The sequence below is a fragment of the Kovacikia sp. CALU 1929 genome (assembly GCF_056784235.1).
The window spans coordinates 17,516-42,401 of the sequence record NZ_JBXBCF010000088.1; the positions used below are offsets into that span (position 1 = coordinate 17,516).

20 protein-coding genes and 1 tRNA gene are annotated in these 24,886 nt (G+C 50.8%); 18 read left to right on the top strand and 3 right to left on the bottom strand.

Annotated elements, in window-relative coordinates:
* The first annotated feature begins 51 nt into the window (after window positions 1-51).
* From AC1S52_RS24150 to AC1S52_RS24190, 9 genes are all read left to right on the top strand, one after another.
* Entirely contained in the window at window positions 52-285 is a 234-nt protein-coding gene (locus AC1S52_RS24150; RefSeq protein WP_482031594.1) for a hypothetical protein, read from the top strand.
* A gap of 102 nt (window positions 286-387) precedes the next feature.
* Complete coding sequence (gene ccmA / locus AC1S52_RS24155; RefSeq protein WP_482031595.1) at window positions 388-1,239, top strand: heme ABC exporter ATP-binding protein CcmA; 852 nt, start codon at window positions 388-390, stop codon at window positions 1,237-1,239.
* Window positions 1,240-1,458: 219 nt separating this feature from the next.
* Window positions 1,459-1,947, top strand: coding sequence for an SMC-Scp complex subunit ScpB (scpB, locus tag AC1S52_RS24160; protein WP_482031596.1), 489 nt, complete (start codon window positions 1,459-1,461; stop codon window positions 1,945-1,947).
* Between the two features lie 458 nt (window positions 1,948-2,405).
* Complete coding sequence (locus tag AC1S52_RS24165; RefSeq protein ID WP_482031597.1) at window positions 2,406-4,616, top strand: ATP-binding protein; 2,211 nt, start codon at window positions 2,406-2,408, stop codon at window positions 4,614-4,616.
* 39 nt (window positions 4,617-4,655) lie between these two features.
* On the top strand, window positions 4,656-5,012 hold the full coding sequence (locus tag AC1S52_RS24170) for a DUF760 domain-containing protein (RefSeq protein WP_482031598.1): 357 nt from the start codon (window positions 4,656-4,658) through the stop codon (window positions 5,010-5,012).
* A 13-nt stretch (window positions 5,013-5,025) separates the two neighbouring features.
* Window positions 5,026-6,135 (top strand): tocopherol cyclase family protein, encoded by a 1,110-nt coding sequence (locus AC1S52_RS24175; RefSeq protein WP_482031599.1) that lies wholly within the window; start codon window positions 5,026-5,028, stop codon window positions 6,133-6,135.
* A 13-nt stretch (window positions 6,136-6,148) separates the two neighbouring features.
* Window positions 6,149-6,222: transfer RNA gene (locus AC1S52_RS24180), tRNA-Arg, on the top strand.
* A gap of 18 nt (window positions 6,223-6,240) precedes the next feature.
* A complete protein-coding gene (locus AC1S52_RS24185; protein ID WP_482031600.1) occupies window positions 6,241-6,984 on the top strand; it encodes a histidine phosphatase family protein in 744 nt (247 codons plus the stop codon).
* Window positions 6,985-7,215: 231 nt separating this feature from the next.
* Window positions 7,216-8,145 (top strand): hypothetical protein, encoded by a 930-nt coding sequence (locus tag AC1S52_RS24190; protein ID WP_482031601.1) that lies wholly within the window; start codon window positions 7,216-7,218, stop codon window positions 8,143-8,145.
* 11 nt (window positions 8,146-8,156) lie between these two features.
* Here AC1S52_RS24190 and AC1S52_RS24195 read toward each other — a convergent pair whose 3' ends face one another.
* On the bottom strand, window positions 8,157-9,935 hold the full coding sequence (locus AC1S52_RS24195) for an ATP-binding protein (protein WP_482031602.1): 1,779 nt from the start codon (window positions 9,933-9,935) through the stop codon (window positions 8,157-8,159).
* Between the two features lie 308 nt (window positions 9,936-10,243).
* On the opposite strand from AC1S52_RS24195, the gene AC1S52_RS24200 reads away from it, so the two are divergent.
* The 3 genes from AC1S52_RS24200 to AC1S52_RS24210 all read left to right on the top strand — a co-directional run bounded on the left by AC1S52_RS24200 (window position 10,244) and on the right by AC1S52_RS24210 (window position 14,783).
* A complete protein-coding gene (locus AC1S52_RS24200; RefSeq protein ID WP_482031603.1) occupies window positions 10,244-12,349 on the top strand; it encodes a GAF domain-containing sensor histidine kinase in 2,106 nt (701 codons plus the stop codon).
* Between the two features lie 108 nt (window positions 12,350-12,457).
* On the top strand, window positions 12,458-14,146 hold the full coding sequence (locus AC1S52_RS24205) for an ABC1 kinase family protein (protein WP_482031604.1): 1,689 nt from the start codon (window positions 12,458-12,460) through the stop codon (window positions 14,144-14,146).
* A 370-nt stretch (window positions 14,147-14,516) separates the two neighbouring features.
* Window positions 14,517-14,783, top strand: a complete 267-nt coding sequence (locus AC1S52_RS24210; protein ID WP_482031605.1) for a Cif family virulence factor — start codon at window positions 14,517-14,519, stop codon at window positions 14,781-14,783.
* A 132-nt stretch (window positions 14,784-14,915) separates the two neighbouring features.
* On the opposite strand, the gene cysH is transcribed toward AC1S52_RS24210, so the two are convergent.
* On the bottom strand, window positions 14,916-15,662 hold the full coding sequence (gene cysH / locus AC1S52_RS24215) for a phosphoadenosine phosphosulfate reductase (RefSeq protein WP_482031606.1): 747 nt from the start codon (window positions 15,660-15,662) through the stop codon (window positions 14,916-14,918).
* A 216-nt stretch (window positions 15,663-15,878) separates the two neighbouring features.
* Between cysH and AC1S52_RS24220 the strand changes: the two genes are divergently transcribed.
* The 5 genes from AC1S52_RS24220 to AC1S52_RS24240 all read left to right on the top strand — a co-directional run bounded on the left by AC1S52_RS24220 (window position 15,879) and on the right by AC1S52_RS24240 (window position 21,710).
* Window positions 15,879-16,166 carry a glutaredoxin family protein gene (locus AC1S52_RS24220; protein ID WP_482031607.1) on the top strand — a complete coding sequence of 96 codons (288 nt, stop codon included), beginning with the start codon at window positions 15,879-15,881 and terminating at the stop codon, window positions 16,164-16,166.
* A gap of 27 nt (window positions 16,167-16,193) precedes the next feature.
* Entirely contained in the window at window positions 16,194-17,702 is a 1,509-nt protein-coding gene (locus AC1S52_RS24225; RefSeq protein WP_482031608.1) for a UDP-N-acetylmuramoyl-L-alanyl-D-glutamate--2,6-diaminopimelate ligase, read from the top strand.
* A 204-nt stretch (window positions 17,703-17,906) separates the two neighbouring features.
* Entirely contained in the window at window positions 17,907-20,015 is a 2,109-nt protein-coding gene (locus tag AC1S52_RS24230) for a DNA polymerase III subunit gamma/tau (protein WP_482031609.1), read from the top strand.
* Window positions 20,016-20,372: 357 nt separating this feature from the next.
* Window positions 20,373-20,543: a hypothetical protein gene (locus tag AC1S52_RS24235; RefSeq protein ID WP_482031610.1), complete on the top strand. Its 171-nt coding sequence runs from the start codon at window positions 20,373-20,375 to the stop codon at window positions 20,541-20,543.
* A gap of 195 nt (window positions 20,544-20,738) precedes the next feature.
* On the top strand, window positions 20,739-21,710 hold the full coding sequence (locus AC1S52_RS24240) for a glutathione S-transferase family protein (RefSeq protein ID WP_482031611.1): 972 nt from the start codon (window positions 20,739-20,741) through the stop codon (window positions 21,708-21,710).
* An 11-nt stretch (window positions 21,711-21,721) separates the two neighbouring features.
* Here the strand turns inward: AC1S52_RS24240 and AC1S52_RS24245 are convergent, their stop codons facing one another.
* On the bottom strand, window positions 21,722-21,877 hold the full coding sequence (locus tag AC1S52_RS24245) for a hypothetical protein (RefSeq protein WP_482031612.1): 156 nt from the start codon (window positions 21,875-21,877) through the stop codon (window positions 21,722-21,724).
* A 55-nt stretch (window positions 21,878-21,932) separates the two neighbouring features.
* Here AC1S52_RS24245 and alaS point away from each other — a divergent pair, with 55 nt between their 5' ends.
* Window positions 21,933-24,560, top strand: a complete 2,628-nt coding sequence (alaS, locus tag AC1S52_RS24250; RefSeq protein ID WP_482031613.1) for an alanine--tRNA ligase — start codon at window positions 21,933-21,935, stop codon at window positions 24,558-24,560.
* Window positions 24,561-24,886 lie beyond the last annotated feature (326 nt).

Genomic DNA, 24,886 nt, shown 5'->3' on the forward strand with positions numbered 1-24,886 from the left:
CAGCTTTTTCATAATTTATCAGGGTAATTTTAATCCGTGTATCAGTCCACCATGAACTATCCTATTCCAGCGCATCCCCAAGAATTCGTCGCCCTCCGTCAAAATCCTGTGAGTGAGGAGTTGATAGCAGCCGCGATCGCTGGGGTAGTTCAGGTAGCCCGCTCTAGTGGTCAGTCCCTGGATGAACTGATGGCGGAAGTGCTGGCAGACGATGCCCTCCTCGATCTTGAGCAGCGACGATGGCTCAGCGAAATTGTCGCTGTCGCCTGGCAAAAATTGCCTTAGAACCTGTCACCAGAGAGAGGTTGCTTAACCGACTTGTCCATAGGAATGTTAAGTTAAATTTAGTATTCTTACTAAATATTCATCCGATTGGCTCAGTTTTTCATGGTAGTTGCAGTTTCCCTTCAAAACGTTTTTAAGCACTTCAACAAAGTCTCGGTTGTTAATGATCTCTCGTTTGAGATTGAAGCGGGAGAGATGTTTGGGCTATTGGGACCCAATGGAGCTGGGAAGTCTACTACCATTCGGATGCTGACTACCCTGACCCGCCCTTCCCAGGGAGAAATTTTGGTCGCTGGGTATAACGTGGTTAATCAGCGATCGCAGGTGAAGCAACGAATTGGCGTAGTGCTTCAGCAGACCAGTGTGGATAATGACCTTTCGGTTTGGGAAAACATGGAGTTTCATGGGCGACTCCACCATATTCCCCGCTCCCAGCGTCAGCCAGACATCGATCGCTGGCTGGAGTATGTAGACCTGGCAGATCGGCGAGATGATCTGGTCAAAACCCTTTCCGGTGGGATGAAGCGTCGATTGCAAATCGCCCGATCGCTCCTGCATCAACCAGAAGTGCTGTTTCTGGACGAACCCACCGTTGGACTCGATCCCCAAACACGTCGCCGCCTTTGGGAGATTATTCGCGACCTGAACAAACAGGGCATGACCATTCTGATCACGACTCACTATATGGATGAGGTGGAATATCTGTGCGATCGGATTGGCATTATGGACAGTGGCAAACTGATTGAACTCGGCACACTCCAGGAATTCCGCCAAAAGCACGGGGAGGGGTTAGTGATGAAACAAATGCAAGACCGCTGGGACTATAAGTTTTTTCCCACCCTGGAAGCTGCCAACCACTATCTTGACCACCAGCCTGACAAAACCGGCATGATGGTCAGACCTTCAAATCTGGAAGATATTTTTGTGGAATTAACTGGGAGGAATTTGGACTGAGGGAAAGGCAGAGGGATGAAGGATGAAGAATGACAGATCAAGGCAAATCGACCTTTTGGTGTAGCTTTTGAAGATTTCCCCAAATCGTCATGAATAATACAGGGATGGCGCATCCCATTCAATCGGGGTAGACCATGATTCCCTTAGTTTCCTTGATTGAGATGTAATTCATTCAACTGAAAATTGCTATCAGCTTTTATTCTTCATTCCTTCCTGCCCATGCCTCGTCTTGCCAGCACCATTGAAGCCATTCTCTATCTCAAAGCCCAGTCTCTTACAGTCTCAGAAATTGCTGAGTTCGCTGGATGCGATCGCCATGCCGCCGAAGATGGACTGATTGAACTGATGGAAGAGTACGCCCGTCGCGAGAGTGCCCTGGAAGTGGTGGAAACTCCGAACGGCTATAGCTTGCAACTACGGGAGACGTTTCATCATCTGGTGCAAACCCTGGTTCCTGCCGATTTAGGAGTGGGGGCATTGCGAACATTGGCGGCGATCGCCCTCAAAGGTCCCCTATCCCAACCAGATTTGATTGAACTGCGGGGTTCTGGGGCATATCAACACGTCCAGGAACTAGTAGAACTGGGATTTGTCAAAAAACGGAGACAATCGGACGGGCGCTCTTACTGGCTCCAGGTCACGGACAAATTTCACCAATATTTTCAGCTCAGTCAACTGCCTGAGCTAGACAAACTAGCAAAACCGTAATCATTGTTACACCTACCCTCTATCGGATGGTAGTTACCACGGACACCGAAAAATTAGTTAATAGGAGATAGTCTCACCGCCTATCCTCTACACTCCACCCCTTTTACAGTGAGATGTACTTCATTGAAACGAAAATTACTATAGTGGTATAGCTGTCACCCCTATGAAAAGGACATTTTAGGGTTGTTTAATGAAACCTACCACCTCAAAGACTGTATAAAAGAGAACGGGTGTTAAGCTTTGCTGTAAGCGGCTCCCAGGGGGCATTCGCCAAACTTGCTAGCCCAGAGCGGTAGAGAGGTGGAAGGGGTAAGGTGCCTGTGGATGAATGTCTCCAACGGGTTTCATCCGGGTAGATAATTCTAGACAAGTTGGGCACCGATCAAATGTGACTCAGACGTAAAGGTCAAATGACCTTTGCCATATTTCTTAGATATCGCCAATGCGAGAGCCTCAGTATGCCAGAGCTATTTAACCAATTATTCCTGTCCGGTCCTTTCATTCCGCATGGACACTGTTATCTTTGGAAACCCGAACTGGTCTGGCTACACGTCGGGGCTGACAGTTTAATTGCATTGGCTTATTATTCCATTCCCCTCACACTGCTTTACTTTGTCCAAAGGCGGAAAGATCTCCCCTTCAATTGGATCTTTTTGCTATTTGGGGCATTTATCGTTGCCTGTGGTACGACCCATTTATTAGAGGTTTGGACGCTCTGGTATCCGACTTACTGGCTATCCGGTGGGGTCAAAGCAGCCACCGCCGGGGTTTCCTTGTTCACTGCCATACAGTTAGTGCCGCTGATTCCTCAGGCACTTGCTTTACCCAGTCCTGCCCAGCTTGAAACTGCCAACGAGGAACTACAAGCGCAAATTAGGGAGCGCTTGAAAGTTGAGGAAGAACTAAGAAAATACCAGAATCAATTGGAAGAGTTAGTCAGCGATCGCACCGCAGAACTGGTGCAAACCAATGCCAGACTGGAGCAGGAAATTGCTGAACGGCAAGCCGCACTGTGTGAACGACAACGAACCGAAGTTGCCCTCCGCCAGAGTGAAGAACAGTTTCGCCAGCTTGCCGAAAACATCCATGAAGTTTTCTGGATTATTGCCTGTAACGATCATCAGATGATTTACATCAGCCCCGCCTACGAAAAAATTTGGGGGCGTTCCTGCGCCAGCCTTTATCAACAGCCAAAGTCGTGGACGGAATCGGTTCATCCGGAAGACCGGGAGCGAGTTTTTACCGCATTTGCCAGCCGTGTTCCAGGAACGGTTAGTTTCAATCAGGAATATCGGATTGTTCGCCCTGACCATTCGATTCGCTGGATCTGGGCACGGGAGTATCCCATTCAAAATGACACGGGAGAGGTTTACCGAATTGCTGGGATTGCCGAGGATATTACCGAACGCAAACAGGTGGAACAGGAACGAGAGCAACTACTGGCACGCGAAAAAGCTGCGCGCACTCAAGCCGAAATCGCTAACCGCACAAAAGATGAGTTTCTTTCTATCCTTTCCCATGAGCTACGTACTCCACTCAATGCCATTCTGGGATGGACTCAAATGCTCCGGTCTCGTCACAATCTGGATGCAGTGATTACCGCCCGTGCCCTGGAAACCATTGAGCGCAATGCCAAGGGGCAAGCAACCCTGATCGAAGACCTGTTGGACATTTCGCGGATCATTACCGGTAAATTACGGTTAAGTGTCTGTCCAGTTAACCTGGCTTCAGTGATTGAAGCGGCGATCGATACCGTCCGCCCCGCCGCCGAAGCAAAATCTATCCGGCTTCAACCAATTCTCGATCCCACAGCCAGTCCCGTTTCTGGGGATCCCGATCGCTTGCAGCAAATTGTCTGGAACTTGCTGGCAAATGCGATTAAATTTACCCCCAAGGGCGGTCGGGTACAGGTTCGCCTGGAGCGGATTAACTCCCATGTCGAGGTTGTTGTCAGCGATACCGGGCAGGGAATCAGCCCCGACTTTTTGCCCTATGTGTTTGATCGGTTTCAGCAGGAGGATTCCTCGGTCACCCGCAAGCATGGGGGTTTGGGGCTGGGATTGTCGATCGTTCGGCACCTGACCGAATTGCATGGGGGAACGGTTAAAGTCTACAGCCCTGGTGAAGGTCTAGGTGCCACCTTTATGGTGGAACTGCCCCTTTCTGTCCTTCAGAACCCAGGCAATCCTGAACGGCTTCATCCCACCACCGATATGGAACTTCCCTGTGAGCACCTGCCCAAACTTAATGGTCTGCATATTCTAGTAGTCGATGACGAAGCAGATGCCCGCGATCTGTTAGTCACCATCTTGACGGAATGTGGCGCAGAAGCCACTGCCGTTTCCTCTGTGCAGGCAGCGATCGCAATCCTGGAACATTTACAGCCAGATTTACTCGTAAGTGATATCGGAATGCCAGGAGAAAACGGTTATGACCTGATTCGACAAATTAGAGCACTAGACGCAGAGCGGGGTGGTCACATTCCAGCCGTTGCCCTGACGGCATACGCTAGAGTGGAAGACCGCACCCGTGCCCTGGCAGCCGGATTTCAAATGCATATTGCCAAACCCGTCAATTTGACTGAATTTGTCACCGTCATTGCTAGCCTCACCGGGCGTACCGCCCATCCAACTAATTCCTCCCAGCATCACGGTGTGCAGTTGGGGTGAGAAATGCCAAAATAGTTAGAAAGGATGAAGGAATCCCTCATGGTTTTTAACCCTGACAGTGCAGACTTTTTTGGAACTGATACTGAGGAACCGGAAGCAAACGAGTTGCTGAAATATCTTCAGCACCAGCCTCCTGAGATATTGGCGCAGGTTGCAAAGTCCGTCACCCCAGAAGTGAAACAAATCATTTCTCATAATGTCCAGGGGTTGGTGGGAATGATGCCTTCGGAAGCCTTTAATATCAAAATCACCACGGATCGGGACAACCTGGCAGGTTTACTCGCCTCTGCCATGATGACAGGCTATTTCCTACGTCAAATGGAGCAACGCATGGAAATGGAAGGTATTCTGGCAGGCTCCTTCTCTCTGCATCGGGATTTGAATGACGTTGAGTAGGGTTGAGGGTTGCTTGGAGTCGGTTTTTCAAGTTTCTCATCCATTACAAACGCCCCACAGTGGCTTTCACTGGGATGGGAGTGACCGCCGGTTTTTTGAAGGCTGGTATTTTCGCGTGACTCTACCCGATGTGGGTGAGTCATTTGCATTCATGCACTCGATTGAAGATCCCTTTGGGGGAAGTCCCTACAGCGGTGGGGCAACCCAAGTTTTAGGACCCAATGATCAATATTTGTGCCGCACCTTTCCAGAGGTCAAAACCTTCTGGGCATGGCAGCAGCAGCTTGCTTTAGGACAGTGGGGCAAACACAAGCCTGAGGGCATCAAAGCGTCTATGGACGGGCGATCGCCCACCTACCTTGAGCCTGACCAATTCGACCAGAGCATTCAAGAAGGCTATCAGGTTACGGCAGACTGTCATCAAGGAGCATTGCAAGAACCATCTGGCAATTCAATCCGCTGGCGTTATCAAGTTCAACCTGTCTATGGTTGGGGGCAGGTCAATGCGCCTCAACAATCTACCGCAGGCTGGCTTTCCTCCCTGCAAATTTTTGAACCGGGTTGGCAAATCCTGATGGCCCATGGACTGGCAACCGGCTGGATTGAGTGGAACGGTCAGCGCTATGAGTTTTCCCACGTACCCGCCTATGCGGAAAAAAACTGGGGGGGTGCCTTTCCCCAAAAATGGTTCTGGATTCATTGCAACAGCTTCGACCATCAACCCGATCTGGCACTCACCGCAGGCGGTGGTAAACGCGGTGTGTTGTGGTGGATGGAATCGGTGGCAATGGTTGGAATTCACTATCAGGGAACGTTTTACGAATTTGTTCCCTGGAATTCAACCCTTCACTGGAATATTGCACCCTGGGGTAACTGGCAGGTACGGGCTGAAAATGAGCGGTTTACCGTTGAGGTGACTGGCAGGTGCGATCGCCCCAGCACCCCGATTCGAGTTCCTACCACTCAAGGGCTGGTATTTGCCTGTCAGGATACCACCCACGGGCAGGTGGAAGTGCAGTTATGGGAGCACGGCAACCACCAACCTATCCTGCAAGCCAGGAGCAACCTTGGTGGATTGGAAGTCGGTGGTGGTCCCTGGGATGAGGGGTGGAGGATGTTATGATTGCAATAAATCTGGGGCTGTAGCTCAGTTGGATAGAGCGGTCGCCTCCTAAGCGACAGGTCGAGGGTTCGAGTCCCGCCAGTCCCGTTACGATAGGTTCAGTCAATGCACCGGGTATTGAAACTGTTGTTCATTCGCCATGCCCAATCAACGGGAAACCTGGAAAAACGAATGCAGGGTCATGGCGATTTTCCCTTGTCTGAAACTGGCAGACAGCAAACTGAAAAGCTTGCCGGTACTCTGTTGGCAGAGGGTTGGTTTCCCTCCCACGTTTATAGCAGTCCCCTGGCGCGAGCCACCCAAACAACCCAAATCCTGCTTGACCATTTTCTTGCGGCTCCCCTGCCCGCTGCCGTCAGTGACCTGATTGACGCAGCTACCCTGTCTGTGGATGTGCCAGAAGGTGAACCCAGTACCATCCCGGTGAACTATGCGAATGAACTGAGGGAGTTCCAGAATGGCATTTTTCAGGGCTTAACCTGGGCAGAAGCCATGGAACAATATCCTGATTTGTGCCATAGCCTGGAAGCCTCACCAGACTGGATTCCAATCCCCGGTGCAGAAACCCTGGAAGATGCCCGCTACCGGGCTAATCAGTTTATTCAAACCCTACTCAGCCATCACACCAATGGCGATCGCATCTGGATTGTGACTCATAGCTGGATTTTGCAGCATCTGGTAGCAGAATTATTGGGGTGCGATCGGTCCTGGCGCTTACGGGCACAAAACACTGCCTTGTTTGAATTCTGGATTGATCAATCTCGCTGGCACCGGAGAGATCAAAACCGATTCAATACCGATCTCTGGCAGGTGCGTCGGTTTAATGACTGCCATCATCTGCAAACTTGAACTTGATCCCTGTCTGGCATACATTGATTATTTATCAATGACTGAAACCAGGTAACGAATGTTTTTTTCCTCCTGCATCCCGTTCAGATTCACAGATGGGACTCACGGATGGGAAGGAATCATCCTCGGATATATGCTGATCCCCGTAATTTAAAGTATTCTAGAGTATTCTGAATCGAGGTTCCGTTCAGAAGTCGGGGTCACGTTTGAAACTACCAGCCAGATTCAGAGATGAGTGACGAAGCAAATAACATCCTCAAGCAGGCAAGTCAGGGCAGCGTTGCAGCTATCATTCAGGTTTTGAATGAAAAACTTGCTGACTCTGGAGTCAGAACTCGCGCTGTTTTTGCTGATGGGATGCTGCAACTTCTATGTGAAGCGGCGACTCCTGAACAACTGGAACAATCCGTTTTAGTTGAGCGAGTCCGACAGGCATTGGAAGCGATCGCCCCCCGCAGCGTTCGCCGCGTCAATATCAATAGTCGAATTGTGCGTGAACAACAATTGCTCTGGCTCGAAGAAATCAATCGAGATCCTGAAAACCAGCTCCTCTGGTCTGAAGAAATCACCCTCCGCAGACCCCACTTTTTTCAACAAGTTGCCCACGACTGGAAAACTGGTAGAGGTGCATCGATCAAGTCTAAACTGCCCCAGTTTGCGCCTCCCCGCCGTCTGCGAGAAAAGCAGCAATTTTGGCGAGGACTGATGGGTGGTGCCGGAGTCAGCCTGTTACTACTGCTAGTCGGTTGGGCGTTCTACCAAAAGTTTATCGCTTCCCCTGATAATCAAATTCAGACACAAAAACCCGAACCAGCCTTAAACAACTCCGCCAACCCGATCAGCACACCTGCTGCAACCAGCCCACCATCCCCATCTCCCAGCCCTACCGTTGCCCAGGGAGATGCCTTCGTAAGAGCAGTCAGGCTGGCTGAGCAGGCATCTCAAACCGGGATGAATGCCCAATCCTCAGCCGAGTGGCTGGAACTGGCTGCCCGCTGGCAACAGGCATCTGATTTAATGGCAAGCGTGCCTTCTGATGATGGGCGCTACCAGACTGCCCAAAACCGGGCCGTTGCCTACCGGGAAAATAGCGAAACCGCACTTCAGCAGGCTCAAAAATACCGTACAGAAGCGCCTGTTGGTGCAGAGCAGAGTGAGTAGCTGGCACTTGACTACTCAATACTCACCCCTTGAATTGTTTTTGAACGCGATCGCCGCTCGCCTGGGGCATCCTGAATTTGCCGTTCGCGCACGCGATGAGCCTGAAAATGTTGTTGCCAGAGTTCGGGAGCATCCAGGGTTGCACCTCCGTGCTGGGTTAGGCGCTGGCGTACCTGACAGAGGACGGGCGTATTGACACAAGCTCCAGAAATAATGACCTGCCCCTTTGTTAGGGCTGGCAATTCCTTTAGTAAGTCCCGTCCCGCTGCTTCTACACCATACTTGAGGCTCTCCTGGTCCACGGGGTTGACAATCCGCATAATGAACTGGCTCATACACTGGGACAGCACATCCGAGTCCAGCTTACCGGGTCGCTGGGTAATCAACCCAACCCCCAAACCAAACTTACGCCCTTCGCTCAAAATCGTGCGTAACACTGCCTTGCAGCGAGAGGGTTCATGGGCGGGAGCAAAGCGGTGTGCTTCTTCCAGCAAAATGAAAACTGGGTAGGGCAGATAGTTTTCATCCTCTGGACCAATCAACTCCTTCAACGTATTCATGCGTGCTTGATTCGCCTGTCGCAGAATTGCTGCACAAATAACCTGCTGTTCTTCCTGGTTAATTTCGTTCATTTGCAGAACCGTGACCTGTCCTGGTTCAAACAGGGCTTTGGGGGGAAGATGCTCAAAGGCATGGAAATAGGGCGATCGCTCCATCCGCTCCAGTTTCCATTCCAGCGCTGGTGCCGACGAACCCGACTTTTCGTTACCGTCCTCATCAATCTGCCGATCGGCTTCGTACACGGCTGCAATTAAATCCTGTACACCCCAGCGGTATTCTCCCGATTTATGCTTCCTGACCAGTGCAAAGGCTTTGCTCAAAATTGACTTTTGGCGATCGCTCATTTCTGGCAGCAGAATCAGAATGTCCGAATAGTCTAGAGAAGAGACCCGAATCCGAATTTCCTCTGGCTTTAAGATATTTACCGTTGGGGCATAACCATCCTCTGCCTTAAACGCTGGGTGCCCACGCAGTTCAGACAGGGTATCGTACTCGCCGTGGGGGTCAAAGATTAACACGGCTGCCCGGTTGTTGGGCAATAGCAGTTCTTCTACCAGTACCCCCGCTGTGTAGGATTTTCCCGAACCTGTACCCGCCAGAATCGCCATATGGGTACTGACCAGTTCCTTCACATCCAGCGCAATGGGGACTGCCTCCTGTTGCCTCAATAACAGCGATCCCACCTGGGCGGCACCAATCGCTCCCGGTTGTTTGCGGTTCAGAACTCGTTTTAATAAGGCATCCTCTGCCAGATACACCTTCGCACCGGGATCGGGGGTCTGACGGGGATTCATAAACCCCAGGCGTGGGTCAAAATATCCAATCACATCCACGGTTACTTCATAGATTTCAGGATTGGCATAGGTAAACCCTACTAGAGCCGCGATCGCCTCTGGGCTGATTTCTGTATCGGCGAAAATCCGATCCGGGAGATGGTCAATTAAACAGCGATTGGAGATCTTGCCCAAAATTTGCAGAGCTGCCTGGGAGACTCCCAGACCTCCGAGCACTTCATAATAAACAAACTCGCCAATTTTGACCTGCTGATTGTCTGCCGTAATAAAGACATACTGATTGCCATTTTCGCCCGGTCCTTTCACCGTGCCAATTGCATTCACAGCAGCATTTCCAGAACCAGGCGATCCAGAACCCGACAATACATGAGGCTGTATCTTGGACTGTACTAAAGAGGGTGGTAGGTCCGCTGGACGAATGGAATCAGACTTCATGGGCGGTAGCTTTGATGCAGCAGAACATTCTAACGGTTATAGCAGCTTCCTCGCTGAGCTAGGCATAGGCGACCCAGGAATGGCTTCTATTCCCTAGAGCCGGGAAAATACGGATACTCTGTTATGGCAAGCAGTGTAATCTAGAGCAAGCTGACTAATGGGTTTCTGGTACAAAAAATAAAGTCGAAGTTTTGTCTACAAAGTTTCCTGGAAATTTTCTGCTAGGGATTGCGGTCATTCGGGAATTCTAAATACGGATGTGCATCGCTATGATAAGCAGCAGACTATAGACCGGGGTCCAGGATTTCATGAAGGATATGCAACAGGGAACGGCACTTTTATTGAACGAAGCCAGCCCAGATGGAGGGATGCTGTCAAATGTATTAGATGTAACAGATACTCCAATATCCTCTCTGACTCACTTAATCAAAGTCCTTTTGGTAAAAGCCCCCTCTACTTCAGTCATGCGGAATGATGAAGATTTTGCCAATCTCTGGCACCCGATTATCAAAATTGCCTCTACCAGCACCGATCTAAGTCAGTTCCTGGTCAAAATTGCCTCAGCCCTGGGAAATGCCTTTCAGGTTGATGGCTGTATCATTGCCCTGCCAGATGCCCAAATTGCCTGCTGGTATGATGGACAGATTCAACCAATTCATCATTTGCCAGCCATTCAGGCGGCTTTTGAAACTCCAACACCTATCCATGAATCCGTTATCATACCCAATCTAGAAGCCTCCCAGTCTAAACAAACGGATTCCTTTATTAAGCTGCTGCCAGACCTTGGACAGTTGATCTCCAAAGGTGGGGGAGTTTTCGCAACCGTCAAAGCAATATTGGTCAACAGGACTCAATTTCAAGGGAGCATCAATGGGCTAATTAGCCTGGTGCGATCGCACCCTTACGAATGGACAGACTCAGAGATTGAGGGTCTTCAAATGGTTTCTCAACAGGTGGCGATCGCCCTTTCCCAATTTCAACTTCAACAACAGCTTAATAAACAAGTGGAATATCAGGCGGTGATCAACCGCTTGACGATGGCAATCCATACTGCTTCCGATCTGCATGAAATTTTGCAACTTGCTACGGAAGGCACTGCAAAGGCACTTCAGGTCGAGCGGGGACTTCTACTTCAGCTAAAGTACTGGGATCCGCTGTTCAAAAGCCGTTTTCAGGAACACCTGCCAAAAGTGCGGGCAATCGTTACCTGTGAATGGCTGCAAGAAATGGATCGTGACCAATCTTTAGAGCCACCTGCCAGTGCCCTCAATCATTCCTTCTGGCTATCAGAATGTGGGCTGTGCCATTATGCCCTAAGCCATCCCAACCATCCCATCAGCGCGGTTGACCGCAATCAGCTACCCACCGTTGAGAACGTTCCTGCCATTGCCCCGGTTTTTAATCTGGAAGAAATGCCTTCCCTGCTCCTGTTTCCCCTCGAAAGCCAGGGAACAGTGTTGGGCTTTCTCGTCTTCCAACACAGCCAACCCCATATCTGGCAACCAGAAGAAATTGAACTGGTTGAGTTAGTCAGTGCTCAAGTGAGTACTGCCATCATTCAAACAGAGACACTCAAGCAAGTACAGGCACTGGTTGAGAAACGCACCGCAGAACTTCAGCAAAGTCTTTCAATCCAGGCAAAACTCTACGAACGGACGCGGCAACAGCTAGACCAACTCCGTCGCCTGAACCAGTTGAAAGACGAATTTTTGAGTACGGTTAGCCATGAACTGCGCACTCCTTTGACCAGTATGACGATGGCAATCCGAATGCTGCGCCAGGTTGGCTTATCTAGCGATCGCAGCGGTCGTTATCTAGACATCCTGGAACAGCAATGCGCCCAAGAAACCAATCTGATTAACGATCTGCTGGCACTCCAGGAGTTGGAGTCAAAGCAGGTCTCAATTCAGCTTGAAGAAATTAATCTGATGGATTTGGTTCTGGATCTGGAAAAAGGGTTCAATTCAAAATGGGCAACCAAAGGGCTAAACCTGGTGCTTGACTTACCCGCAAAACCGCTTAAGTTACACAGCGATCGCGACAGCCTCAACCGCATCCTGATTGAACTGTTAACCAATGCTGGCAAATACTCTGACCCCCATAGTGCGGTATATCTCAGTATTACTCACCAGCCCCACCAGCCCACCAATAAAGTGATTCTGACCCTCACCAACTCTGGACCTGGCATTTCCCCTGCCGAATTGCCCTTTATCTTTGATAAGTTCAGACGGTGCCAGGGAGCCACCCAAAATGCCATCCAGGGAACAGGTTTGGGGCTGGCTCTTGTCAAGTCTCTGGTTCAGATGCTTAACGGCACAATCACCGTCTCTAGCTGCCCAACTGACTCCATTCCGTCCTGCACCACCAGCTTCACCCTGACGCTGCCACAAACGCTTGACCTTACCAGTTCTTGAGGGTTCTCAGTTCTGAATTGGTGGAGTCTGGGATGAGAACAGGGGATGGGGGTGTTTTTTGATTGAGGCAGTTGTACTGCCCACGGGTAGACTAAATTGAAATAGCCTATGGCAATGCTGAATCCTGCTGCTACATCCAAACCGCTCCGCTGGCAACGCACCAGATACTCTCCCCTGGCGCGCCAGATGGATGTGTTTGTATCGGCGACTCAACTGATGCTCTACCTCTGGTGGGACAACACCACTGCCCGCCGTTCCTCCAAGTACCGTAACTTGCGGGCACAGTGGCTGGTGGGAACGTTATTAGAACTGGGTCCTACCTTTATCAAAATTGGGCAGGCATTGTCTACCCGTGGAGATCTGTTGCCCATTGAATACGTTAAAGCGCTGGGACAACTCCAGGATCAGGTTCCAGCATTTAACGGGGATGTCGCAATCTCAATTATTGAATCTGAGTTGGGAGGGTCCCTATACAAGCTTTATAGGGATTTTGACCCCCAGCCGATCGCTGCCGCCAGCCTGGGGCAGGTTCACAAAGCTCGCTTGCATACAGGGGAAGAGGTGGTCGTTAAAGTCCAGCGTCCGGGACTGGAAAAGTTATTTGACCTGGACTTCAAGGTTTTACGGAAATTGCTCCGCTCCTGCCAGCGCTACCTACCCTGGACCCGGCAATACGACCTGGATGCCATTTACCAGGAGTTTACCCATATTCTCTATAGAGAAATTGACTATATCCAGGAAGCGATGAATGGCGATCGCTTCCGCTATAACTTCCGTGACCATCCCCGCATCCTTGTCCCCAAGGTCTATCCTGACTACACGACCAAGCGGGTATTAACGATGGACTATGCGCCGGGAATTAAGGTGAACGATCGCCTGAGCCTGGAAGCCTGCGGCATTAATGTCAAAGAAATCAACCAGATTGGCATTTGCTGTTACCTGAAGCAGTTACTTCAAGATGGGTTTTTCCAGGCTGATCCTCACCCCGGTAATATGGCAGTCAGCCAGGATGGATGCCTGATCTTCTATGACTTTGGCATGATGGCGGAAGTTCAGTCTATCGACAAGGACCAGATGGTCAGGACGTTCTTTGCGGTTCTGCGTAAAGATGCTGATCAGGTGCTGGATACCCTGACCACGATGGGATTGGTAGAACCGACCTCAGACATGACCCCCATCCGGCGGATTATTCGCTTCATCCTGGAAAAGTTTACCGAAAAGCCAGTTGAGCTTCAGGCATTTAACCAGATGCGAAACGAGGTCTATGCTCTGTTTGAGCAACAGCCCTTTCGCCTGCCTGCCAAAATGACCTTTATTCTCAAAGCACTAACAACTCTGGACGGCGTTGCCCGTGACCTGGACCCCCAATACAATCTGCTTGTAGCGGCGAAACCTTTTGTCAAAAGCCTTGCCAGTACAAAAGAACCAGGTAGCTCCTTAGGAGAACTGGCCAAACAGGCGAAAGAGTACATTGCCTACAGGTTGCGCCAGCCCAGTGCCGCTGAACGAGTTATCCAACGCCTGGAAGAACGCCTGGAGCAGGGTGAATTAGAAATTAAAGTGCGTTCGCTGGAAACAGAACGTGCCTTGCGTGCCCTGCACCTGGCAATCAGGGGGCTGATTTACGCCAGTATTACAGGGTTTGCCCTACTGGCTGGGGTCGTCCTACTGGTGGGTGGATACCAGCCCTGGGCGATCGCTGCCTTCGTGCTGTCTGGAATCAGTGGTTTATTTTTGCTTCGTGCTTTAATCAACCTGGCAATCAAAGAGCGGTTTGACCGCTTGACTGGTCGATAGAAACACCGACTGCATTCTTTAAATTCGCCAAAAAATGAAGTGGCATAACCAAGTCTTTTGCCAACCTAAAAGATTTGTAATTTACTGTTGCAAAAACTGCACAAATCAGGTGCCCCAAGATATTTTAGTAGTGGCTAAATATACTCAAACAAAATCGATTTTGTAGAGTTTGTCCTAACTACCCGCTGCATAAGGACGAATAGCACTTTTATCCGTTTTGACGCAAGCTGAGTCTTGCATCGATAGGTTTGGAGCGGATCGCCCGAAAGAACTTCCATGAGTGCCGTTGCAAGAAGCTGGCTTCGGTATCCTCATGCTGTTCATTGGCTATGCAATGAGAGAGAGCAACCGAACTCAGGAGACACAAAATATGATTGATGCGAATGAGGTTCTCAAGGCAATGTGTGAGAAGTATCAGGCAGCCGTTAGCGCCAACGATTCGACAGCCTATCGGAAGCTATTTGCCGCAGATGCCATTCGGATTCCGCCTGGGTCGGAACCTGAACACGGACCAGAGGAGATTTCAAAGAACGAACAGAAGGATTATGATGTCGCGAAATGGACTGTTCAACTGACACCCCTTGATGCTCTACGGATCGACGATCAATGGGTCTATGGATTGCCCAAGGTAATGTGAACACGGTTGCCCAAGCTGATGGGGCGACGAATTCATTCCAAACTACAAAGACCTGGCTTTTCCATAAAGAGGACTCAGGAGAATGGCTGATCAAGCGGCAGATGTGGAATCTCAGGTAAGGTAGCAACGCCTCTAAAAATCGCTGTAATAATGGATGCCACACTCAGTTTTGCCATCGAGTCCTCGCCAGCGACCGGCGCGTTCGTCCTCCCCGTCTCTGATGGGACTCGTAATTGGTTCATCTCCAATGCTGGGGTAGCCCTGGTCGTGCAGCGGATTGTAAACCACATCGTGTTCAAAAACGTATGCCCAGGTTTCCTTCCGTTCCCAATTAGCTAAAGGATTTACCTTCAAACGCTGCTGCTGGTCTAACTCAAAAATTGGCATGTCCTGGCGAGTTGTTGCCTGGTCGCGCCGGCGCCCAGTGATCCAGGCGATCGCCCCCAGTTCTTCTAATCCGCGCTGAAGTGGCTCAATCTTAGTTAGTTGAGAAAACCGGTGTATATCTTTTGCCCAAAGCGATTCGCCGTACTTGGCAGCAAACCCCTGCCGCGTTTTCACACCTTTGATCTTGTAGATTTTTAAGTCAAGCTGATAGATAGCTTTTGCCTTAGCAACCAGTTCCAGGGTTTGGGGAAAGTGGTGTAACGTTTCGAGAAAGAGGACAGGCACGGGTGGAACCGGCTTTAGATCACGGTACAACAAATCCGTAATCAGCATGTCGTCTACATTGAAGGCACTGGTTTGCACCAGCCTGGTTGGTATGTTTACTACACACCAGGTCAGAATGTCTTTGGGATGGGCTTTTTCAAATTTCTGGTTAAGCTTTCTGAGGTCAAGACTGGCGGGCTGGATCAGTGGTTCAGTAAACTGAGTCATCGTTGCTTCGATTGCCTGAGATCGTTCGCAATTTCTACCATACCGAACTACGGGATCGTTAACAGTAGAGAAGCATGAAGATCCTATACAAATGTACATTGAGGGAGGGGAGAGAGGGAGGGAAATGAACGGGTTGAGAGTGGGGAGTTCAGAGTTGAGGGGTAAAGGCAAAACACCTGACACCTGTCCCCTCACACCTGACAAGGAGAACTGAAGATGAAGTTGATTTTGTATAGCAAGCCGGGGTGTCACCTCTGTGAAGGGTTGCAGGAAAAGTTGGAGCAAATTCGGAGTCTTGATCTGGAATTGGAGGTGCGGGATATCACTACCCGCGAGGATTGGTTTCAGGCGTATCAGTATGAGGTGCCGGTGTTGTTTTTGGCTCCCCCTCCCTCCCTCCCTGACCCGTCTCCCCTGCCAATTCCCCGTCCTTCTCCCCGATCGACAGTGGCACAGTTGGAGCAGATGTTACAGAAATATTGGCAGAACGATCGCAGAGAATAGAAAGTGCCTTTGTGAGGATTAGCTGACATGAAGTTGCGAACGTTACTGGCTGCTGTTCCTGAAATTGCGTTACCCAACCATCCAGCTTTGGAGCAGGAGGTTAAGGGGTTAGCGACCAATTCCCTTGCCTGCCAGCCGGGAGACTTGTTTATCGGGATGCCGGGAACCCGTGTGGATGGTGGGGATTTTTGGGCAGGGGCGATCGCGGCGGGGGCGATCGCGGCGGTGGTTTCGCCCCAGGCAGCCGAGAAGGCACGGAATGGGCAGTCCGCGACGGGTGGGCAACCCTGTATCATTCCGGTGCAGGATATGGTGGGTGCCTGCGCCCGGTTGGCGGGGGTGTTCTACGGTTATCCTGCTCAGCAGATGAAGCTAGCAGGGGTGACGGGCACCAACGGTAAAACGACGACCACCCATCTGATTGAGTTTCTGCTGAACCAGGCTCACAAACCAACCGCTTTAATGGGGACGCTGTATGCCCGCTGGCGCAACTATCAGCAAACGGCGGCTCATACGACTCCCTTTGCGGTAGAGTTACAGCGCCAGCTTGCAGACGCGCAGGCGGCTGGGTGTGAGTATGGGGTGATGGAGGTTAGTTCCCATGCCCTCTCCCAGGGGCGGGTGAAGGGATGCCCCTTTGAAGTGGCAGTATTTACCAACTTGACCCAGGATCATCTGGATTTTCACCGCGATATGGAGGATTACTTTGCAGCCAAGGCGCTATTGTTTAGCGCTGACTACCTCCAGGGGCGGGCGGTGATTAACTGGGATGATCCTTACGGACAGCAGTTGATGCAGACGCTTGAGCGATCGCGCGTCTGGAGCTATAGCACCCACGATGCCAGGGCAGATTTGTGGACGAGCGATCTGACCTATGGTTCGGATGGTGTTCGGGGGATTATCCATACGCCCCAGGGCGAGGCAGCATTTCAATCACCCCTGGTCGGGCAGTTCAATCTCTCTAACCTGCTGGCGGCAGTGGGGGCAGCCTTACACCTGGGACTGGAGTTGGCAGCGATTGTGACGGCATTGCCTCACTTTGATGGTGTACCAGGACGGATGGAACAAGTTCATGGGTCTTCTGATCAGGACATCAGCGTGATTGTAGACTACGCCCATACCCCCGATAGCCTGGAGAATCTGTTACGGGCAGCTCGCCCCTTCATTTCCGGCAGAATGATTTGTGTATTTGGCTGTGGCGGCGATCGCGATCGTGGCAAACGTCCCCAAATGGGTCGGATTGCAGCAGATCTGGCAGACGTGGCTTATGTCACCTCCGACAACCCCCGCACAGAAGACCCGCAACGGATTCTACAAGATATTCTGGCAGGCATTCCAGATGCCGTAGAGCCAGTTGTGATTGCCGATCGCGCCATTGCCATTCGTACCGCTATCCTACAAGCCCAACCAGGTGACGGAGTGCTGATTGCGGGGAAGGGGCACGAAGATTATCAAATCCTGGGAACCGAGAAGATCCACTTTGATGATCGGGAACAGGCACGGTCTGCTTTGAGCGATCGAAATCGGCAAAAATAGATCAGGTGTTCTATCTTTCGCTTCACTATCGCTTACGCTAGAGAATGAGGCGCATCGTGGTTGCACAGAATTTAGCTGCACCGATGGGTTACTCTAATAGCCTGCGGCGTGACTTAGCGCTATAAGACCCATCCACTTAATAGTTGTGGTTTACTCATCTAAAAATCACCGTAAATTTAGGGTCCGGGGATTGCTGGAGACGCAATGACCTATCAGCCACTGCACCACAAGTATCGCCCCCAAAGATTTGCAGATCTGGTGGGACAGGAGGCGATCGCTGCTACCCTGACCCATGCCATCCAGCAACAACGGATTGCCCCGGCATACCTGTTTACCGGAGCGCGGGGAACCGGCAAAACCTCCAGTGCTCGGATTCTGGCAAAATCGCTCAACTGCCTCCAGCAAGATGCACCAACCGAAAAGCCCTGTGGCAAGTGTGAGGTATGTCGGGCGATCGCCAACAGTTCTGCCCTGGATGTGATTGAAATTGACGCTGCCAGCAACACTGGCGTAGACAATATCCGTGAACTGATTGAGCGGTCCCAGTTTGCACCCGTCCAGTGTCGCTATAAAGTTTACGTCATCGATGAATGCCACATGCTCAGCACCGCTGCCTTTAATGCCTTGCTGAAGACTTTAGAAGAACCTCCCGATCGCGTTGTTTTTGTGCTGGCAACCACCGACCCGCAGCGGGTGTTACCAACCATCATCTCTCGCTGCCAGCGGTTTGACTTTCGCCGCATTCCCCTCGACTCGATGGTCAAACATCTGCGCCAGATTGCCGATCAGGAAGCGATCGCGATTACCCAGGAAGCCCTGACTCTGGTAGCTCAGATTTCCCAGGGAGGGCTACGAGATGCAGAAAGTCTGCTCGATCAACTGAGCTTGCTGGCAGAAGAGGTCACCGTTGATAAGGTCTGGGATCTGGTGGGTTCTGTCCCAGAGCGGGATTTGATGGCGCTGCTGGAGGCGATCGCCCAGGATGACCCGGAAGCGCTGCTCAACCACACCCGCCGCTTGATGGATCGGGGACGGGAACCGCTGATTGTGCTGCAAAACCTTGCCAGCTTCTACCGCGATTTATTAATTGCCAGAACTGCCCCAGAGCGGGGGGACCTGGTGGCACTGACCCAGGAAACCTGGTCCAGGTTATGCGAGTTTGCCCAGACAATTGACATCGGCACCATCCTGGCAGGGCAGCAACACCTGCGTAGCTGTGAAATTCAACTCAAAAATACAACCCAACCCCGCCTCTGGTTGGAAATTACCTTGATGGGGCTGTTGCCATCGGCAATTAGCAGTCAGTCCACTGGAGTCAGCCCAGCGGTCAGCCCCAGGAAAACCGAAACAGTGCGGGCGGAGTCGGTTGGGGCGATCGCCCCAACCGTGGGTCAACCCCGAGAAGCTCCTCCAGTTCCACCAGCCCCAACGGTTGCCCCTCAACCAGACATTTCTGATTCTGGCTCTCTTCAGCGCGATCAAGGTGATCAAGGATCGCAAGGGGCGATCGAGCCAGAGTCAGAGCCTGTGCCCCCAGTAGTAAATCCACCAGAACTGCTCAGCAATCAGCCTGCTGATTCCAACCTGAACCAGATCTGGCAGCAAATCATCGCCCACCTCCACCCGCTGAGCAAAGCGCTGCTAAACGAACACGGGCAACTGCTTGGTTTCAACGGGCAGGAAGCTCAGATTGGCATCAGTTCTGACAAGCTGGTGAAAATTGCCCAAAATCAGTTGAAAAACATTGAAAAGGCATTTGCCGATGTTTTTCACCAACAGGTCAGGGTGACTCTGGAAGTGGCGGGTCCCGTTTTTAGCAGAGCCACGTCTATACCCAGTTCCTTTTCTCCAGACGTAGGTAGCGGTAAGCCCAATCGCGAGAATCCAGAGGCTCACCCAACCACCGACCCATCCCCTGAAAGTTCAAAACCTGCGCCCAGAAAGCCCATCGTTCAGGAATCTAAAGCCTATCAGCCTGGTACAACGAAGGGAACTGCCTCCCCCCAAGCTTCAGACTCAATTCCAGCCTCAAAATCTGCACCGGCTTCAAATTCCGTTGAGTCAAGCGCTCTGCCCCAAGCCTCAAACCCAGAAAAACCTTCTGTCAATTCCTGGGAGGAAGATGAAGCCATCAAGGCGGCTAAACAACTGGCAGAGTTTTTTGGCGGTAAGGTGGTTAGCGACAATGAAGAAATAGTGGAGTCCATAGAGCCTGAAGCCCTGGAAAAAGTCATTTCCCAGAAGCCCGACTCCCTCTGGAGCAGCTCTGATGAGGCAGAAGACTCTAATGATGATAGCGATGTTCCTTTTTAAGTCCAAAGCGAGACTTCTTGTGCTGATTGAGTATAACTAGCACGTTCCCTTGCTAAAACGTATATTCATCACTCATATTTTCTTCTGTAGGGTGTGTTGCAATTTTTTATACTTCACAAATAGAGTTCTTTTAGTATTCGTGCGGTATCAAAAACGAGTCTTTCATATCCTGTAGGTGTTGATTAACCGGCAGCCTCATTTAGTAAAAGCCGATCTTCTCTAGATTTTCCCGATTTCTTCCCTGGAACTTCCCTTTTTCCCCATACCCTAAACGTATCAGTCAAAAAACTAGTCAAAAAAGATGAATAGAAAGTTATCTCATTGTTTCTAATGGTGAAGCTTGCATGATTTTTGATCATGGATCACAGTACGAATGATGTGGTTAAACATGGTTCACAGCAATCAGTGGAAGATACAAAGGCATTGACTGAACATTTGCAATTGATGGAACAGGAAGGACTCAAAAACCTGTCCTCGGAAGGTTCCTGTTGGCTTGGAACCGAGTTTAGTCTGGTTGATTTAACCTAATTATCCCTGGTTTGAACAATGGTCTGTGCTGGAGTCTTTTCTAAACCTGAAATTTCCACCCGAACTTAATCGACTACAGAAATGGAGGAAGCTGTCGCAAATCGCGAATCTATGCGTGCGATCGCCCATGACAAAGAATTTTATATCAAACAGTATGCTCAGCTAATTCAAGCTCAGAAAGCTTAGGAGAAAATTATGCCATCAGGAATGTTAATCAAAGGCAAATGGACAACTGGCAGGAAGGATGCAGATGCCAGTGGTAAGTTTGAGGCGATTCCAACCACGTTTCGTGGTCGTGTTACTGCGGATGGATCAAGTGGGTTTAAGGCAGAAGCACGACGCTATCATCTCTACGTTTCTCTGGCATGTCCGTGGGCGCACCGCACGGTCATTATGCGGGAACTTAAAGGGTTGAATGATGCGATCTCCATTTCGATTGTCGATCCAATTATGGGCGATCGGGGCTGGGAGTTTTCGGACGCACCGGGAGCCATTCCTGACTCGGTGAATCACGCCCAATATATGCAAGAAATTTATCTAAAAGCCGATCCCACATTCAGCGGACGGGTTACTGTGCCGGTATTGTGGGATAAGCAAACGCAAACGATCGTCAATAACGAATCGCGTGAAATCATGCGAATGTTTGACGTTGAGTTTGCAAAATTGGCAACGAAGAAAATCGATTTATACCCGCGCAAGCTACAACAGAAAATCGATGAGACGATCGATACCATTTATCTGCCAATTAATGCGGGGGTCTATCGTGCTGGTTTCACGACATCGCAAGCAGCTTATGAAGAAGCAGTAACTGAACTTTTCGAGGGTTTAGATCACTGGGAGTCTGTTTTGAGCCAGCAGCGCTATTTATGCGGAGATAAACTCACCGAAGCAGATGTTTGTATGTTTACAACGCTGTATCGCTTCGACTCGGTGTATTACAGTCACTTTAAGTGCAATTTGCGGCGGATTGTCGATTACCCACACCTCTGGAATTATCTCAAGGATCTGTATCAGCGTCCTGAATTCAAAGTGACCTGCGATCTAGACTATACGAAGCGCGGCTACTACATGAGTATGACCGAGATTAATCCCACTCGAATTGTGCCAAAGGGTCCAATCATTAATTTCGACGAACCGCACGATCGCGATCGCTTTGGCAAGGCTTAGGAGCAGAGAATTTATGCAAATGTGAGCCAGGATTGTGCCTGGTCAGGTATGGGGTCGCCTTTTTGAGGGGAAACCCGTTCTGTAGCGGAGGGAGCAAATCTGCCAAAAGGGACGATCGCAGGAGAATTACTATATTTCCTGACTTCCCACCCGACTTCACCGGACATAAGGCATGATAAAGATCAGCGTAATTTGTAGTCAATTCGGATTCACTTAAGGTCCATGTCTATTCCCAAGAGCGGCTCTGAGATTCGGCAGGCATTTCTCGATTTTTTTGCGGCTAGGGGACACAAGATTCTTCCCAGCGCGTCTCTTGTACCGGAAGATCCAACCGTGCTGTTGACGATCGCCGGAATGCTGCCGTTTAAGCCCATCTTTCTGGGACAGCGACCAGCGGAGGTTCCCCGTGCGACCACCTCCCAGAAATGCATTCGTACCAATGACATTGAAAACGTGGGGCGCACCGCACGGCACCATACGTTTTTTGAAATGCTGGGTAACTTCAGCTTTGGCGATTACTTCAAATCGCAGGCGATCGCCTGGGCGTGGGAGCTTTCTACCAAAGTCTATGGCTTCCCCCCAGAACACCTGGTCGTCAGCGTGTACGAAGAAGATGACGAAGCATTTGCCATCTGGCGGGATGAGATTGGCATTCCTGCCCACCGGATCCAGCGCATGGGCGCAAAGGATAACTTCTGGGCATCTGGTCCCACGGGTCCCTGTGGTCCTTGCTCGGAGATTTACTACGACTTCAAACCCGAACTGGGGGATGACTCGATTGATCTGGAGGATGACACCCGGTTTCTGGAGTTTTATAACCTGGTGTTCATGCAGTACAACCGGGATGCAGACGGCAACCTGACCCCACTTCAAAACAAAAATATTGATACCGGCATGGGGTTGGAGCGGATGGCACAGATCCTCCAGAAAAAGCCGAATAACTATGAAACGGATTTAATCTTTCCGATTGTTCAGAAAGCCGCTGAAATTGCTGGTATTCACTACGCGAAATCGGATGAAGCCACCAAAGTTGCCCTCAAAATTATTGGGGATCATACCCGTGCGGTGGTTCACATGCTGGCGGATGGGATTGTTGCCTCCAATGAAGGGCGTGGCTATGTGCTGAGACGGTTGATCCGACGGGTGATTCGCTATGGGCGGTTATTGGGTATCGATAGGGAATTTACGCCCCAGGTGGCGGAAACCGCGATCGCCCTCTCCGAGTCTGCCTACCCCAGCGTGCGGGCAATGGAGCGCACGATCAAAGTTTCCCTGCAACGGGAGGAAGTCCGTTTCCTCAAGACCCTGGAGTTTGGCGAACGGGAACTGGCAAACCTGATTGAAAAATTGGGTCCCGGTGGAGAAATTCCCGGTGTCAATGCTTTTATCCTCTATGACACCTACGGTTTCCCCCTGGAACTGACCGAGGAAATTGCGGCTGAAAAGGGACTAACGGTTGACCTGGAAGGCTTTAAGGCAGAAATGGAGAAACAGCGCCGCCGCTCCCAGATGGCGCACGAAACGATTGACCTGACTGCCCAAGGCACCCTCGACACCCTGGCAAATCACATTGAAGAGACGGAGTTTCTAGGCTACACCCAACCGTCAGCCGCCGCTGTGGTGCAGGTGTTGATGGTGAATGGCAAACCCGTACAGTCAGCCGAAGCGGGAGCCGAAATCCAGGTGGTGCTGGATCAAACCCCCTTCTATGCCGAGTCTGGGGGACAAATTGGCGATCGCGGCTACCTCTCTGGGGATGATGTCGTGGTGCGGATTGAGGATGTGAAGAAAGAATCCAGCTTCTTTGTCCACTATGGACGGGTTGAACGGGGCACTCTCCATCCCTCCGATTCCGTCACCGCCCAAATTGACCTTGCCTGTCGTCGTCGCGCTCAGGCACACCACACCGCGACTCACCTGCTGCAATCTGCCCTCAAAAAGATTGTTGATGACAGCATCTCGCAAGCTGGATCGCTGGTTGACTTTGATCGGTTGCGGTTCGACTTCCACTGCCCCCGTTCCCTCACAACCGAGGAATTGCAGCAAATTGAAGAACAGGTCAATACCTGGATTGCGGAAGCTCACGCAGCGGAGACTTCCATTTTGCCCCTGGCGGAGGCGAAGGCACGAGGAGCGATCGCCATGTTTGGCGAAAAATACGGTAGTGAAGTGCGCGTGCTGGATGTTGCCGGGGTTTCAATGGAATTGTGTGGTGGCACCCACGTTAACAACACCGCTGAAATCGGGCTATTTAAGATCGTTTCTGAGTCGGGGGTTGCCGCTGGCATTCGCCGGATTGAAGCGGTTGCTGGTCCAGCGGTGCTGGAGTACCTGAACCTGCGCGATGGGATTGTGCGCGATTTAAGCGATCGCTTCAAGGTTAAGCCGGAAGAGATTCCCGATCGGATTACGGGTTTGCAGAACGAGCTAAAAACCGCTCAAAAGCAACTGGATGCCCTTAAGGGACAGCTTGCCCTCGCCAAAGCCAATGAGCTAGTGGCAAAAGCCGAGTCCGTTGGTGACTTTCAAATCCTGGTCGCCCAACTGGATGGCGTGGATCCAAACTCTTTGATGACCGCTGCCGAACAACTTCAGCAAAAGCTTAAGGGTGGTGCAGTCATCCTTGGTTCTGTCGCAGAGGAAGGGAAGGTCAGTCTGGTGGCAGCCTTCAGCCCCGAAGTCAACAAAAAAGGTTTGCAGGCAGGTAAGTTCATTGGGGCGATCGCCCAACTCTGTGGTGGCGGTGGCGGTGGACGACCCAACCTGGCACAGGCAGGCGGACGCGACACTGAAAAACTGCCTGACGCACTGGCAGAAGCGAAAAAGCAGTTAGAGTCAGGTTTAGGCTAAAACATTGCTTGAACAAACCTGCATCGCCTTTTTTAACCTGTCAAAAAAAGGCGATGCTATGCTTTTTCTAAAAAGATTTGAGGTGGGCTAGGGGCTGTGGATGTTGGGTTTTGTTGAAGCCGAATGGTAATGGGTGAAAAGCTTGATGGTGTTCACCTCAACCTACGGGGAGGGGCGATCGGACTGACAGTTTTATGGAACCTGCTGTAGATCCACCCAGAGTGTGGAGATTTACAGTAAATTGTTAACCCTTGACTCATCGGTGAGGGCTGTAGCGCAAAGCGATCAGTTGGCATCCAAGATGATGCTGTGCATCTCTCTAAAGA

Bases quoted from the DNA above. Each gene is read 5' to 3' on its own strand.
- AC1S52_RS24150 (WP_482031594.1), top strand. From the start codon at position 52: ATGAACTATCCTATTCCAGCGCATCCCCAAGAATTCGTCGCCCTCCGT.
- ccmA (WP_482031595.1), top strand. From the start codon at position 388: ATGGTAGTTGCAGTTTCCCTTCAAAACGTTTTTAAGCACTTCAACAAA.
- scpB (WP_482031596.1), top strand. From the start codon at position 1,459: ATGCCTCGTCTTGCCAGCACCATTGAAGCCATTCTCTATCTCAAAGCC.
- AC1S52_RS24165 (WP_482031597.1), top strand. From the start codon at position 2,406: ATGCCAGAGCTATTTAACCAATTATTCCTGTCCGGTCCTTTCATTCCG.
- AC1S52_RS24170 (WP_482031598.1), top strand. From the start codon at position 4,656: ATGGTTTTTAACCCTGACAGTGCAGACTTTTTTGGAACTGATACTGAG.
- AC1S52_RS24185 (WP_482031600.1), top strand. From the start codon at position 6,241: ATGCACCGGGTATTGAAACTGTTGTTCATTCGCCATGCCCAATCAACG.
- AC1S52_RS24190 (WP_482031601.1), top strand. From the start codon at position 7,216: ATGAGTGACGAAGCAAATAACATCCTCAAGCAGGCAAGTCAGGGCAGC.
- AC1S52_RS24195 (WP_482031602.1), bottom strand. From the start codon at position 9,935: ATGAAGTCTGATTCCATTCGTCCAGCGGACCTACCACCCTCTTTAGTA.
- AC1S52_RS24200 (WP_482031603.1), top strand. From the start codon at position 10,244: ATGAAGGATATGCAACAGGGAACGGCACTTTTATTGAACGAAGCCAGC.
- AC1S52_RS24205 (WP_482031604.1), top strand. From the start codon at position 12,458: ATGGCAATGCTGAATCCTGCTGCTACATCCAAACCGCTCCGCTGGCAA.
- AC1S52_RS24210 (WP_482031605.1), top strand. From the start codon at position 14,517: ATGATTGATGCGAATGAGGTTCTCAAGGCAATGTGTGAGAAGTATCAG.
- cysH (WP_482031606.1), bottom strand. From the start codon at position 15,662: ATGACTCAGTTTACTGAACCACTGATCCAGCCCGCCAGTCTTGACCTC.
- AC1S52_RS24220 (WP_482031607.1), top strand. From the start codon at position 15,879: ATGAAGTTGATTTTGTATAGCAAGCCGGGGTGTCACCTCTGTGAAGGG.
- AC1S52_RS24225 (WP_482031608.1), top strand. From the start codon at position 16,194: ATGAAGTTGCGAACGTTACTGGCTGCTGTTCCTGAAATTGCGTTACCC.
- AC1S52_RS24230 (WP_482031609.1), top strand. From the start codon at position 17,907: ATGACCTATCAGCCACTGCACCACAAGTATCGCCCCCAAAGATTTGCA.
- AC1S52_RS24235 (WP_482031610.1), top strand. From the start codon at position 20,373: ATGGATCACAGTACGAATGATGTGGTTAAACATGGTTCACAGCAATCA.
- AC1S52_RS24240 (WP_482031611.1), top strand. From the start codon at position 20,739: ATGCCATCAGGAATGTTAATCAAAGGCAAATGGACAACTGGCAGGAAG.
- AC1S52_RS24245 (WP_482031612.1), bottom strand. From the start codon at position 21,877: ATGTCCGGTGAAGTCGGGTGGGAAGTCAGGAAATATAGTAATTCTCCT.
- alaS (WP_482031613.1), top strand. From the start codon at position 21,933: ATGTCTATTCCCAAGAGCGGCTCTGAGATTCGGCAGGCATTTCTCGAT.